This is a genomic window from Nonomuraea longispora (genome assembly GCF_004348345.1).
Classification (GTDB): Bacteria; Actinomycetota; Actinomycetes; order Streptosporangiales; family Streptosporangiaceae; genus Nonomuraea; species Nonomuraea longispora.
The window spans coordinates 40085-53099 of sequence record NZ_SMJZ01000032.1 but is presented as its reverse complement, the minus strand read 5'-3'; the positions used below and the strand labels follow the sequence as shown (position 1 = coordinate 53099).

Here is a 13015-nt window from a genome sequence, read left to right as displayed (position 1 = left end):
CCATTCCGAGCGCGGCCCCCCGAACACCTCCTGCGGCCCGCCGCCGTTCTCGTGCGCGGGCACGACCACGCACACCGCGTCCGAGGCCGTGCCCGTGCACGGGAACCCGGCCTCGATGAGCGCCTGCGTCTTCGCCTCCGTGACGGTCACGACCGTGTTGACGAGGGCCGCGTCCGTCATCGCCACCGGCAGCACGGTGACGATGTTGACCGTGCCCGCCCGCATGGGCGCGAGCTCGGGGTCCTCGGTGCCTTCCGGAGCCGCGGCCCAGGTCGGCACCCGCAGCCCGACGGTGGCGACCGCCTCGACGCCACCGTCCACGGCACGCGCGTGGCGGTCGACGGACGCGGCGGTCATCATCCCGACCCCGTCGCCCGCGGGGCCTAACGACCGCAGGTGCTCGGCCGGGTCCATGCGCGCGTACCCGGCCACGACCTGCGCGTTCAGCACCCACGCGCGCGTCCCGATCCCGCCGCCCAGCATCGCGGAGGAGATCATCCGCCACCCGGGCCCGAACTCCCACAACAACGACCCGAGCCTGGCGCCCTCCTCCACCCGGTACGTCAGCTTCACGGTCCTCCTCTGACCAGATGCACCACGGGCCGCCCGTCCGGTCCCCGTTCGATCTTCACCTGGGCGTCGAAGTGCCGTCCCACCAGCGCCTCGGTCAGCACCTGGGCGGGCCTGCCCGCAGCGACCGCGCGCCCTTCGGCCATGAGGAGCAGGGAGTCGGCGTACAGTCCCGCGACGGTCAGGTCGTGCAGTGTGGTGACGACGGTCAGCCCGTCGGCCCTGCGCAGGCGGTCGACCAGCTCCAGCACCTGCTGCTGGTGCCCGAGGTCGAGCGCCGTCGTCGGCTCGTCGAGCAGCAGCACGGGCGCCTCCTGGGCGAGCGCTCTGGCCAGCACCACACGCTGCCGCTCCCCGCCGGACAACTCGCCGACGCGGCGGGTGCCCAGCTCCGTCAGGTCGAGCCGGTCGAGCACGGAGGCGGCGACGCGCCGGTCGTGCCCGCTCTCCCTGCCGAGGTAGGGGATGTACGGGGTGCGCCCGAGCAGCGCGTAGTCGAAGACCGACATGTCAGGCGGCAGGGCGGGGGACTGCGGCGCGTACGCCACCAGCCTGGCCCGCGCGCGGGGCTTGAGCGCGGCGGCCGGCCGGGAGTCGATCGTGACCTCGCCCCGGTGCGCGACCAGGCCCATGACCGCTTTGAGCAGCGTGGACTTGCCGGCGCCGTTGGGCCCGATGATGGCCAGCCATTCGCCGCGGTGCACGTCGAGCCCGACGTCGGCGACGACGTCACGCCCGCCGAGCCGCACGGAGACGGCCGATGCCCCGATCAAGTGACCGCCCGCCTGGTCATGCGCAGCACGCCGACGAAGAACGGCGCCCCCACGAACATGGTCACCACGCCGATCGGAAGTTCGGCGGGCGCCAGCACGGTGCGGGCCACGAGGTCGGCCAGCACCAGGAAGGCCGCGCCGCCGATCATCGAGAGCGGCAGCACGCTGCGGTACGAGCCGCCCGCCAGCCGCCTGACGACGTGCGGGACGACGATGCCCACGAAGCCGATCAGCCCGCTCACCGCCACGGCCGAGGCGGTGGCCAGCGACGCCGCCAGCAGCACCGTGAACCGCACCCTGGAGGCCCGTACCCCGAGGCTGGTGGCCTCCTCGTCGCCCACGGACAGCACGTCGAGCATCCTCCCGTGCACCAGGAGCAGGACGGCGGAGACGGCGGCGTACGGCAGGACCAGCCAGAGCTGGTCCCACCCGCCGCCGACGTCGCCGAGGATCCACGCGTAGATGCGCTGCAGCTCCTCCACCTTGAACTGCTGGACGAACGTCTGGATCGCGGTCAGGAACGACGTGACCGCCACCCCGGCCAGCACCAGCGTGGCGGTGCCGCCCGCGCGCCCGGCGGTGTTGCCGAGCGTGTAGGCCAGGAACACGCCGCCGACGGCCCCGGCGAAGGCCGCGATCGGCACGCTGCCCTCCGCGGAGGGCAGCAGCACGATCACCGCGGTCGCCGCGAGCCCAGCCCCCGCGGCGGCGCCCAGCAGATACGGGTCCGCCAGCGGGTTGCGGAACACCCCCTGGTACCCCGCCCCCGCCATGGCCAGCAGCCCGCCGACCACGGCGGCGACCAGGACGCGGGGCAGCCGCAGCTCGTACAGCAGTCCCTGTTCGACCGGGGCGAGCCCCGAGTCGACGTGGGCGAACGGCAGCCAGTCCACGGCCTGGAGCACGACCTGCCACGGCGAGATGTCGGCGGCCCCGTCGAGCAGCCCGGCGACCATGGAGACGGCCAGCACGCCGAGGGCGCTCGCCACCCAGGCGGGTCTGGCCCTGGACGGGCGGGCCTGCGTCGTCACAGTCAGCTCGTGCCGTCCCCGGCGCCCGCCTTGGCCACGGCGGCGCCGATGGCCTCGGCCAGGTCGACGACGCGCGGCCCCCAGCGGGAGGCGATGTCGTCGTCGAGCTGGATCACCTGGTCGTTCTTGATGGCCGACAGGTTCTTCCATCCGGGCCGCTCGGCCAGGGTCTCCTTGCTCTGCCCGCAGCACTTGACGTCCGCCAGGAAGATCAGGTCGGGGTCGGCCTGAGCGACGAACTCGGCGGAGAGCTTGGGGTAGCCGCCCGCGGACGCGGGCGCCTTGTCGGCGATGTTGGTGAGGCCGAAGATGCCGTAGATCTGGCCGATGTACGTCTCGGACGTCGCCGCGTACGACGTCTGGTCCAGCTCGTGGTAGTAGGTGAGTTTCCTGTCCTTCGGCGCTTCGGCGACCAGCTTGTCCATGGCCGTCTTCATGCCGGAGACGACCTCCTCGGCCTTGGCCTTGTTGCCAGTGGCGGCGCCGAGCTCGACGATCTCCTCGTACGTTTCGTCGAGCGTGGTGGCGGCGGGCTGCACCAGGACGGGCACGTTCACCTTGCCCAGCTCGGCGACGATGTTGTTCAGGTCGTCGGAGACCACGACGAGGTCGGGTTTCTCGGCGACGATGGCCTCCACGTTGGGCTTGAAACCCGACAGGCCGGTCTTCGGGGCCTCGGGCGGGTGGTTCGACTGGTCGTCCACCGCGACGACCTGAGGGCCCGCGCCGACGGCGAAGAGCGTCTCGGTGTGGCTGGCCGACAGGGAGACGACGCGCTCCGGCTTCTTGCCGATGGTGACCTGGCCGTTGCCGGCCTCGATCGTGACGGGGAACTCCCCCGAGGTGGAGGAGGCTGAGGACGCGCGGGCGGAGGAGGGGGTGGCGGTCGTGCCGGCCTGGCCGCAGCCGGCCAGGACGAGCGTTCCCAGCAGCGCGCCCGCGAAGGCCGTTCGTACGGGCCTCACGAGTAGTCCTTTCACACTGTCGGAACCGAGAGACCCGCTTGGAGCGACGGATCACCCTTTTCCACGAGGGCTGATGACGTCGGCGCAGCGGCAGGCGACCTGGCTATGACAGTTGCGGGACAGCGCCGGATTCGCACCGGACTTCGCTGCAACGCTGCGCGTCGGACAAACGCTATCAATCCCCCTGCGGCGCCGGGCGTCAAGGGGTGAGTTGGGCCTCCGCCTCGGCGATGATCCGCTGGAGCCGGAGCCCGTGAGCGGCGTCGAGCGGGTGCCCGCCGCCGTTCCGCACGGTCTCCGCGAACTCCGCGGCCACGTTCTCCAGGGGGTCGTCGTCGAACGGCAGCAGCACGGCGTTGCCGGTGCGGCCGTACACGGCGAATGACGACGGGGGCAGGTCGCCGACCGCCGTCATGCACAGGGACGCCTCGCTGACGGCGCCGTTCTCGTGCTCCAGCAGCAGCCCTGTCCAGCCGAGCGGGTTGCCGTGGGCGCGCACGCCGCTCACCCGGCCGAGCGCGGCGTCCAGCAGGTCGATGACGTGCGGCCCGACGTCCAGCAGCGCGCCGCGTTCGAGCCGCCACGGGGTGGCGAAGTGGTGGTCGCCGAGGAGGGCGCCGGAGATGTTGGCGGCGTGGCCGCCGAACGCCTCGATCTCCGCGCAACGGGCGAGGAAGATCCGGGTCTGGGTGGCGTACCGCATGGTGAGCACCATCTGGGAGGCGACGCCCGCCTCCGCCACGGCGGCGGCCAGGCGCTCGGCGTTGTCGAGCGAGTCGGCCAGGGGCTTCTCCAGCAGCAGCGCCTTGCCCGCGCGGGCGGCGCGCGCGCCGAGCTCGGCCTGTACGGCCGGCGGCACGCAGAACGCGACGGCCTCGCAGGCGTCGAAGAGCTCCTCGACCCGCTCGAACACCGGAGCGCCGAACCTGGCGGCCGCCTCGGGCCTGCGGGCCCACACCCCGGCCAGCCGCGTGTGCGGCCCTCTGGTGAGCATCGGCACGTGCGCCATCTTCGCCCACGGCCCCGCTCCGACCAGCCCGACCGCCACCGGCTCCATGCGCCCCCCTAAGTCTTCGCAGACCTCACGATATTGGACATCAATCCCCATATTGAACCTGCAAACGCTCTCTTGCGCCGCAAAACCGATTTGAACGCCCTTTCGCCTCGGCGCTGCCTATCATGATCGCCGTCCGTCGTCCCCCACCGCGGCAAGAGCGCGGCCAACGCGGCAAGGCAGGATTCTGCTGCCTCCGCGCGGCACGCGCTGCGCCGCCGAGTACCCCGACCAGCCGTCCGCCTCGGCCAAGGCTGAGCGCCGGCTGCTGTCGCCGACGGGCCGCCCGCTGCACTGATCCCTACGGCCCGCCCGCGGTCACGACCTGCCGCCGGGCCGCGGCCGGCCGTACCGGATGATGGAGCAATGGACGAGATGCTGCTGCTGCGACACGGCGCGACAGAGTGGAGCAAGGCGGGCAAGCACACCGGCCGCACCGACCTGCCGCTGACCGGCGACGGAGAGGAACAGGCCAGGGCGCTCGCGCCGCTGGCCAAGGGCCGCGCGTTCGGCCTCGTGCTGGTCTCGCCCGCGCGGCGCGCGCGGCGCACCGCGGACCTGGCCGGGCTCGACGGCTACGACGTGGACGCCGACCTGTGGGAGTGGGACTACGGCGGCTACGAGGGCATCACCACCCCTGAGATCCGCGAGAGCCGTCCCGGCTGGTACCTGTGGCGCGACGGGGTGATCCCGGGCGACGCCGAGCACCCGGGCGAGAGCGCCGCCGAGGTCGCCGCCCGCGCCGACCGGGTGATCGAGCGGGCCCGCGCCGCGGAGGGGCGGGTGGCGCTGGTGGCGCACGGTCACTTCCTGCGCGTCCTGGCCGCCCGCTGGCTGGGGCTCGGCCCAGCCGAGGGCAGGCTGTTCAAGCTCGACACGGGCACCTACTCGCGGCTCGGCTTCGAGCACGCCGAGCCGGTGCTCATGGCGTGGAACGCCCCGGTCGACGGTTTCCAGGCGGCCTGACCGGCACGCCGGCGCTCAGGCCGGCGCCTGGGCAGGTCGCGGGCCGCGCCCCGTGAGCCACTCCAGGACCCTGCGGTGCCCCGCGGCGGCGTCCTCGAAATGGCACCAGTGCCAGTACCTCGGCTGGTCGCGGATGCCGGTCACCCACGTCCGGTAGGAGACGGCGGCGCCCGCGGCGGCGGGTGCCACGCCGTAGGTGCGGATCACGACCTTGCCGCCCGGCGCGAACAACACGTCGTCGGCGATCGGGTACAGCGTCATCTGGTCGAGCATGGTCCCGATCCTGGCCCGGACGGGAGGCGGGGCCGTTACGCCTCCGGCTCGCCGCCGTTAAGCGGGCGAGCCGGAGGTGAACACGGTGTTACACGAGCAGTCCGTCGAACTCTCCGTCCTTCACGCCGAGCACCAGGGCCCGGATCTCGTCGCGGGTATAGATGAGTGCAGGGCCGTCGGGGAAACGTGAGTTGCGCACCGCGATGCCTCCATCGGGAAGCTCCGCGAGCTCCACGCAGTTGCCCTGCGAGTTGCTGTAGCGGCTCTTGCGCCAGGCGACCTGGGTGAGGTCCGCCGCGGGCATGCCGTTGTAGGTCTGGTTCATCTACATCTTTCTGAGAAGACCGCCGATGAGCTCGACGGTGCCCCCTGGCGTGGTGCTTTCCACGCACAGTTGCTCCATTGCCGTGAGATACGGATCGATGTCCTCACGTTTGTCCAGGTACAGGGCACCCCAGAGCTGCTCGACGTAGACAACGTCCGACAAGTCGGACTCGGGAAACCGCAAGATGCTGAACGCGCCCCCTTCAGCGGCGTGCTTGCCGAACCTGAAGGGCATCACCTGCAAAGTGATGTTGGGAAGGGCAGCGACCTCCAGCAGATGCTGGAGCTGCTCGGACATGACCTCTCGCCCGCCGATGGTCCTCTTGAGAGCCGCCTCGTCGACGACGGCCCACAGACGGGGCCCGTCCTTCTGCGTGAAGCGCTCCTGGCGCTGCATGCGCATGTGCACGCGGCGCTCGATTCTCTCCGGACTCGCATCGGGGTTGCCCAGCTGGAAGACCGAACGCGCATACGCGGCCGTCTGCAGCAGGCCCGGCACGAACTGCACCTCATAGGTGCGGATCACGCTGGCGGCCTCCTCCAGGCCCACGTACGTGGTGAACCACGACGGCAACTCCGCCGAGTACTTGTGCCACCACCCGGGGGTGTTGGCCTCGCGAACCATCTCCAGCAGGGCACGGCGTTCGGCATCGTCGACGACGCCGTACAGGGTGAGCAGGTCTTCCACGTCACGTGTCTTGAAGCCGACGCGCCCGAGCTCCATGCGGCTGATCTTGGACTCGGACGCCCGGATGTGAAATCCGGCCTGAGCACGGTCCAGGCCGCTGGCTTCACGCAGGCGCCTGAGACTCGCCCCCAGCATGATGCGCCGAACGGTCGAGCCGGAACCAGGCGGATCAATGGACACGTGCTTGCTCCTTGGTCGTTTCCTTGCGACTCAGTCTGTCACTTCACGGCCCAAAGATCATGGGCCGTGAACAAGATCCCCTTTCCCCCATATTGACCTTTTGACGGAAACCGTAGCGTGTGCACGGGCTGTCTGCACGTGCATTCGCTCTTGCAGTTGCACGAGAGTTTGACGCAGAATGATCTACGTGCAATCCATCACGGCGCCCGGCCAGTGGACGACGTTCGATTGGTGGCCTCCGGTCGGCTGGTGGCCGGAAGGGGCCCGCGATCTCCTGGCCCCCGGCCCGTCGACGAGCGCCACGTTCGTGCTGCCGCCCACCGCCTCCTCCGTCCACTCGGCCCGCAGCTTCGGCGCCGGCGTCCTGACCGGGTGGGGGCTGACCGAACTCATCGAGAACATGGAACTGGTGGTCTCCGAGCTGGCCACCAACGCCCTGCGCCACGGCCTCTGCCTCGACGACCCGCGCCGCGAACGCACCGTGCACATGTCCCTGGTCCGCCGCGGGACGCTCGTGACCAGCGCCTTCACCGATCCAGGGTCATCGGTGCCGGTGCTGCGATACCCTGGCCCCCTTGACACCGGCGGCCTCGGACTCCACATCGTCGAATCACTCAGCCTCCGCTGGGGCTGGTCCGCACTCGCACCTCACGGAAAGATCGTCTGGGCAGTCCTCTCCTGACCGAGGGTGATCTGCATTACCGTGGATGGTCATGGCTCACGGTGAGTCCCTTGCGCGCGACCCCATGAGAGTGCTGACAGATGGAAGATCACCTGCTCGGCTGGCTGCGAACACTAGAGGAAGACCGGCTCGGCCGCGTCCTGGCCAACAGGCCTGACGCCATCGCCGCGCCGTGGCCACGGCGGCTCGACACCCTGGCCCAGCGGCTGGGCAACGGCTTCGCCGTCATGGAGACCCTGCGGAGGCTTCCCCTCCCCTGCCTGCAACTGGCCGAGGCCGCCCTGGCCATGACCCGTCCCACGGCCGACCGGCTGGCGGCCTTCGTCGACACCCGGCCCGACGACGTGACCCCCTGGCTCGACCACCTCTACGACCACGCGCTCGCATGGCCGGGCGACGACGGCGTGATCCATCTCGCCGAGGGCGTGACGCGCTGGTGGTCGGCGCCGCTGAGCCTGGGCGAGCCGCTCGAGCACTACCTCAACTCCTGGACCATCAGCAACGACGCGCTGCACGCGCTCGGCCGCAACCTCGGCCTGCCCGCGCAGGGCAACAAACGCCGCGCGATCGCCCGCGTCACCGAGGCGCTCAGCGACGGCGAGCGGGTCCGGGCGATGCTGGCCAAGGCTCCCGAGGGCGCCGTCCCGCTGCTCGACCGGTTCGCCTGGGAAGGGCCCACGCTCAACGTCGACGGAGGCCGCTTCGTCACCCCCGGCACGCCGGAGAAGTGGTGCGCCGACCACGGCATGTTGTTCCGGCCGAGCTGGCACGTCGCGGAGATCCCCCGCGAGGTCGCGATCTGCCTGCGCGGCCCCGGCTATCACCCGCCCTACGCGCCCGAGTCGCCCGAGGTGGCCACCATCCCCGTCGACCCGGAAGAGGTCGACCACCTGATGACGCTGGCCGCGCCACACGTGGTAGAGCGGTGCGCGGCCCTGCTCGACAACACCGCGAAGACGCCGCTGCCGCTGCTCAAGACCGGCGGCGTGGGCGTGCGCGAGGTGCGCAGGATCGCCAAGGAGACCGGCTGCGACGAGGACGAGACGCGGCTGCTGCTGGAGATCTGCGCCGTGGCCAGGCTGCTGGCCTGGGACGAGCAGTCCGGCGGCATGATCCCCACCGAGCGCTACGACCGGTGGCGGCTCGACGAGGGCTCGGCCAGGCTGCGGGTGCTGCTGTCGGCGTGGTGGCGCATGGAGCGCTCGTCGCTGCGCAGGGTCGACGGCAAGTACGGCACCGTGCTCGGCGACGACCCCACCGGCAGCGCGGTGGCAAGGGTCCGCAGGGCCGTGTTGTCGGTGCTGGCCCACCTGCCCGCCGGCACGGCGTTCGCCGGCCGCGACAGCCTCATGGGCAGCGTGCACTGGCACGCGCCGCTGATCGACCTGGAGCTGCTGCGGGAGTGCGCCCCCGCGGTGCTCGACGAGGCCAGGCTGCTGGGGCTGCTCGCCAACAACGCGCTCACCGACCTGGGCCGGGCGCTGGCGGGCCTGACCGCCCGGCCGGGCGACGAGAACGACGCCGCCGTGCCCATGGTGGAGCACGATCCCGTGCTGTCCGAGGCGGCCACCAGAGCGCTGGCGAGCGTGCGCAGGAGCGCCCTGTTCGGCCCCGACCTCACCGCCGTGGTGACCGGCCCGCCGTCGGCCGAGCTGGCGGAGTTGCTCGACCGGGCCGCCGACCGCGAGTCGCGCGGCGCCGCCTCGGTGTGGCGCTTCACCACGGGCAGCGTACGCCGGGCCCTCGACCGCGGCTACGAGCCCGACGAGCTGCTCGACGAGCTGGCCGCGGTCGGCACCATCCCGCAGCCGCTGGAATACCTGGTGCGCGACACCGCGCGCCGGCACGGCGAGGTGACGGTCACCACGGTCGGCTGCGTCGTGCAGGCCGCCGACCCGACGCTGCTGGCCGAGATCGCCGCGCACCGGCGGCTGGGCAAGCTGGAGCTGCGCCTGCTCGCTCCCACGGTGCTGGTCAGCGCCGCGCCCGCGGAGCGGACCCTGTCCGCGCTGCGGGAGGTCGGATACTCCCCCGTGCCCGTGGCCGACACCGGCGAGATCACGATCCACCGTGCCAGGTCGTCCCACCTGGACGAGCCGTGCAACGGCAAACTGATCCTGCTGCCCGGCGGCCAGGTGGCCGAGCTGTCCGACTTCACCGGCATCACCGAGCTCGATGCGCCCCCCTACATGCTGGCCGAGCCGCCGCCCGACCCCTACGAGCACGCCCGCCGCCTGATCGCCGCCAGCCGGGCCGACGCCGGCACCAACGGCCGCACCTGGGCGGTCATCGGCCGGATGGCCACCAGGCTGCCGACGGCCCAGCAGTCACTGCTCGGTTTCGTGGTCGACCGCGGCGTGCGGGCCGGCATCACGCTCACCGACGGGCTGACGGCCACGATCAGCCACGGCGAGCTCAAGGGCGGCGCGCTCGACGCGTGGTGCGAGGAGGCGGGCGACTACCTGGAGTTCCCCCTCGCCGAGATCGTCGAGGTCAGGGGCGCCTACTGACCCCGCGCCCGATCAGGCGGGGGCGGTGACGCGGCGGCGGGCCTCGGGGACGATCAGCGGCGTGCCCGTCTGCGGGTCCTGGATGATCTCGCAGCGTAGCTCGAACACCTGCCGCACCAGCTCCGGCGTGACGACGTCGCCCGGCTCCCCCTCCGCCACGATCGCGCCGCCGCGCATCACGATCAGGTGGGTCGCGTACCGGCAGGCCTGGTTCAGGTCGTGCAGCACCGCCACCATGGTCCGTCCGGTCTCGTGCAGGTCGGCGCAGAGGTCGAGCACCTCGATCTGGTGGGAGATGTCCAGGAACGTGGTGGGCTCGTCGAGCAGCAGGATCGGCGTCTCCTGCGCCAGGGCCATGGCCAGCCACACCCGCTGCCGCTGGCCGCCCGACAGCTCGTCCACGATCCGGTCGCCCAGCTCGGTCACGTCGGTGGCGCGCATGGCCTCGGCCACCGCCTTCTCGTCGGCCTTCGACCACTGCCGCATGAGCCGCTGGTGCGGGTAGCGGCCGCGGGCCACCAGATCGGCCACCGTGATGCCGTCGGGCACGATCGAGCTCTGCGGGAGCAGGCCGAGCCGCCTGGCCACCTCCTTCGACGGCAGGGAGGTGATGACGCTCCCGTCGAGGTGCACGGCGCCCGTCTTCGGCTTGAGCATCCTGGCCAGCGCCCGCAGCAGGGTGGACTTGCCGCAGGCGTTCGGGCCGATGATCACGGTGAAGGACTCGTCGGGGATCGACACGTTCAGGTCCGTGGCCACCACACGCTGGTCGTACGCGAGGGTGAGGCTGGTGCCGGACAGTCGGGAGGCCATCAGCGGAGATCCTTTCGCCGGGGCGGCGGCCATCAGTGGCGCTCCTTTCGCAGGAGCAGGACGAGGTAGGTGCCGCCGATGGCGGCGGTCAGCACGCCGACGGGCAGCTGTGTGGGGGCCAGCAGCCGCTGCGCGGCCAGGTCGGCGGCGGTCAGCAGGACGGCGCCGGTCAGCGCCGAGGCGCCCATCGTCACGCCGGGCGAGCGGGTGAGCCGCCGGGCCAGCTGCGGCGCGGCGAGCGCGACGAAGATGACGGGCCCGGCCGCGGCCGTGGCCACCCCGGACAGCAGCACCCCGGCCGCGATCGCCACCGCGCGCACGGCCTCCACCTTGATGCCCATGGCCTTGGCCGCGTCGTCGCCCATCTCGATCATCCGCATGGGTCGCGACACGTACGCGCACATGGGCAGCAGCACGGCCAGGGCCAGCGCCACGGGGAGGGCGTGGTCCCAGCCGCGCCCGCTCAGGCTGCCCGTCAGCCAGGCGCCCGCGGTGGCGGCGTCGTTGATGTTCGCCCGGGTCAGCAGGTACGAGTTCACCGCGAGCAGCAGCGCGTTCGCCCCGATGCCGACCAGCACCAGCCGGTAGCCCTGCACGCCACCGCGGTAGGCCAGGGCGTAGACCAGCACGGCGGTGACCACGCACCCCGCCAGCGCGCCGCCCGCGATCGTCATGGCCGAGCCGCCGGCGACGACCGCGATGATGCCGCCGGTCGAGGCCCCGGCGGTGAAGCCGATGAAGTCGGGGCTGCCGAGCGGGTTTCTGGTGAGGCTCTGGAAGATCGCGCCGCTCAGCCCGAACGCCGCCCCCACCAGCAGCCCTGTCACCACGCGGGGGGCGCGGAGCTTGCCGACGATCAGCTCGGCGACCGGCGGGCCCTGGCCGAGGACCGCGGCGACGATGTCCGGCACGGGTACGGTGTACTCGCCCGTCGCCAGGGCGGCCACGCTCACCGCGCAGGCGAGCACGAGCAGCGCGGCCCCGGTGATCAGAGCGCGGGGCGCGAGCCGTACGGACCAGGATCCGACGCGGATGGTCACAGCGCCGCCACCCGCCTCCGCCTGGCCAGCATGATGAAGATCGGCGCGCCGATCACCGCCCACACGATGCCCACCTGCACCTCGCCCGGCCGCGCGATGAGCCGGCCCGCCACGTCGGCCGCCAGCAGCAGCACCGGCGCGGCCAGCGCCGAGTACGGCAGCACCCACCGCTGGTCCGGGCCCACCACCGCGCGCACGGCGTGCGGCACGATCAGCCCGACGAACCAGAGCGGACCGGCGGCGGCGGTGGCCGCGCCGCACAGCAGCGTGACCGCGACCCCTGTGAGGATCCTGGTGCGGTTGACGCCGACGCCGAGCGCCTTGCCCGCGTCGTCGCCGAGCGCGAGCGTGTTGAGCGGGCGGGCCAGCATCAGGCCGAGCACCAGGCCGGCGGCCATGAACGGCGCCAGCCGCACCAAGGTGTCGGCCGTCTGCCCGGCCAGCGACCCGGTCAGCCAGAACCGCATGCGGTCGAAGGTCTGGGCATCCATGCGCAGGATGGCCGAGGCGATCGCCGTGCAGACCATGCCGAACGCGACGCCGGCGAGGGTCAGGCGTACCGGGCTGGAGCCGGAGCGTCCGGAGGAGGCCAGGGCGTACACGGCGACGGAGGTCAGCGCGGCCCCTCCGAACGCGAACCACACGTAGACGGCGGGGTCGGAGAGCCCGAACAGGCCGAGCGCCAGCGTGACGCCGAGCGCGGCGCCCTCGTTGACACCGAGCAGCCCGGGGTCGGCGAGCGGGTTGCGCGTCAGGCTCTGCATGAGCGCGCCGGCCAGCCCCAGGGTGGCGCCCACGCCGATGCCGAGCAGCGTGCGCGGGACGCGCAGCTCGCGGATGACCGTGTGGTCGTTGGAGCCGTCGGGGGCAAGGAAGGCGTCGATCACCGTGCCGAACGAGACGCCGCGCGCGCCCAGCGCCACGCTGGCCATCGCCACCAGCGCCAGCACCGCCATCCCGACGACCAGCCCGGTGGCGAGGACCGCCGGACGGCCCCTGCGCCCGGGGTCGCGGGCGGCGCCGGCCTCCTCACCGGTCCCGGCGACCGGGACGGCCGTCTCCTCAGCCGGACGCACCCGGCCCCCTCTCGTAGCAGTAAAACTTAGGCAAGGCTAATCTAATAGCCTGTAAGCAAGGCAAGCCTAA

14 protein-coding genes are annotated in these 13015 nt (G+C 72.1%); 3 read left to right on the top strand and 11 right to left on the bottom strand.

The genetic code is table 11. The features are described from left to right. The 5 genes from E1267_RS11550 to E1267_RS11530 all read right to left on the bottom strand — a co-directional run. Positions 1-573, bottom strand: a 573-nt coding sequence (locus tag E1267_RS11550) for an adenosylcobinamide amidohydrolase (protein WP_132332423.1), incomplete at its 3' end; no start/stop codon positions are given. Next, complete coding sequence (locus tag E1267_RS11545) at positions 570-1343, bottom strand: ABC transporter ATP-binding protein (protein ID WP_132332422.1); 774 nt, start codon at positions 1341-1343, stop codon at positions 570-572. The genes E1267_RS11550 and E1267_RS11545, both read right to left, overlap by 4 nt. Then, positions 1340-2374: a FecCD family ABC transporter permease gene (locus E1267_RS11540; RefSeq protein ID WP_181957784.1), complete on the bottom strand. Its 1035-nt coding sequence runs from the start codon at positions 2372-2374 to the stop codon at positions 1340-1342. The genes E1267_RS11545 and E1267_RS11540 overlap by 4 nt, the downstream gene beginning before the upstream one ends. Positions 2375-2376: 2 nt before the next feature. Beyond that, positions 2377-3339 carry an ABC transporter substrate-binding protein gene (locus E1267_RS11535; protein ID WP_132332421.1) on the bottom strand — a complete coding sequence of 321 codons (963 nt, stop codon included), beginning with the start codon at positions 3337-3339 and terminating at the stop codon, positions 2377-2379. 199 nt (positions 3340-3538) lie between these two features. After that, positions 3539-4396, bottom strand: a complete 858-nt coding sequence (locus E1267_RS11530) for a Gfo/Idh/MocA family protein (protein WP_132332420.1) — start codon at positions 4394-4396, stop codon at positions 3539-3541. A 363-nt stretch (positions 4397-4759) separates the two neighbouring features. On the opposite strand from E1267_RS11530, the gene E1267_RS11525 reads away from it, so the two are divergent. After that, positions 4760-5359, top strand: coding sequence for a histidine phosphatase family protein (locus E1267_RS11525; protein WP_132332419.1), 600 nt, complete (start codon positions 4760-4762; stop codon positions 5357-5359). 15 nt (positions 5360-5374) lie between these two features. Here the strand turns inward: E1267_RS11525 and E1267_RS11520 are convergent, their stop codons facing one another. The 3 genes from E1267_RS11520 to E1267_RS11510 form a co-directional block, all read right to left on the bottom strand. Beyond that, the gene (locus E1267_RS11520; protein ID WP_132332418.1) at positions 5375-5632 is read right to left on the bottom strand and encodes a hypothetical protein; all 258 of its coding nucleotides are present in this window, start codon (positions 5630-5632) and stop codon (positions 5375-5377) included. 88 nt (positions 5633-5720) lie between these two features. Continuing rightward, on the bottom strand, positions 5721-5957 hold the full coding sequence (locus tag E1267_RS11515; protein WP_043632079.1) for a DUF397 domain-containing protein: 237 nt from the start codon (positions 5955-5957) through the stop codon (positions 5721-5723). Beyond that, complete coding sequence (locus tag E1267_RS11510) at positions 5958-6779, bottom strand: helix-turn-helix domain-containing protein (protein WP_132332428.1); 822 nt, start codon at positions 6777-6779, stop codon at positions 5958-5960. Between the two features lie 223 nt (positions 6780-7002). Between E1267_RS11510 and E1267_RS11505 the strand changes: the two genes are divergently transcribed. Together E1267_RS11505 and E1267_RS11500 are read left to right on the top strand one after the other, a co-directional pair. Continuing rightward, on the top strand, positions 7003-7506 hold the full coding sequence (locus tag E1267_RS11505; protein ID WP_132332417.1) for an ATP-binding protein: 504 nt from the start codon (positions 7003-7005) through the stop codon (positions 7504-7506). Positions 7507-7586: 80 nt separating this feature from the next. Continuing rightward, entirely contained in the window at positions 7587-10016 is a 2430-nt protein-coding gene (locus tag E1267_RS11500; RefSeq protein ID WP_132332416.1) for a helicase-associated domain-containing protein, read from the top strand. A gap of 12 nt (positions 10017-10028) precedes the next feature. Here the strand turns inward: E1267_RS11500 and E1267_RS11495 are convergent, their stop codons facing one another. Genes E1267_RS11495 through E1267_RS11485 form a run of 3 tightly spaced genes read right to left on the bottom strand, consistent with a single transcriptional unit; the run spans position 10029 to position 12945 of the window. Further along, entirely contained in the window at positions 10029-10829 is an 801-nt protein-coding gene (locus E1267_RS11495; protein ID WP_132332415.1) for an ABC transporter ATP-binding protein, read from the bottom strand. A gap of 32 nt (positions 10830-10861) precedes the next feature. Next, positions 10862-11869 (bottom strand): FecCD family ABC transporter permease, encoded by a 1008-nt coding sequence (locus tag E1267_RS11490; protein WP_132332414.1) that lies wholly within the window; start codon positions 11867-11869, stop codon positions 10862-10864. Then, the gene (locus tag E1267_RS11485) at positions 11866-12945 is read right to left on the bottom strand and encodes a FecCD family ABC transporter permease (protein ID WP_246063740.1); all 1080 of its coding nucleotides are present in this window, start codon (positions 12943-12945) and stop codon (positions 11866-11868) included. Before E1267_RS11485 ends, E1267_RS11490 begins: the two co-directional genes overlap by 4 nt. Between the last annotated feature and the right edge of the window lie 70 nt (positions 12946-13015).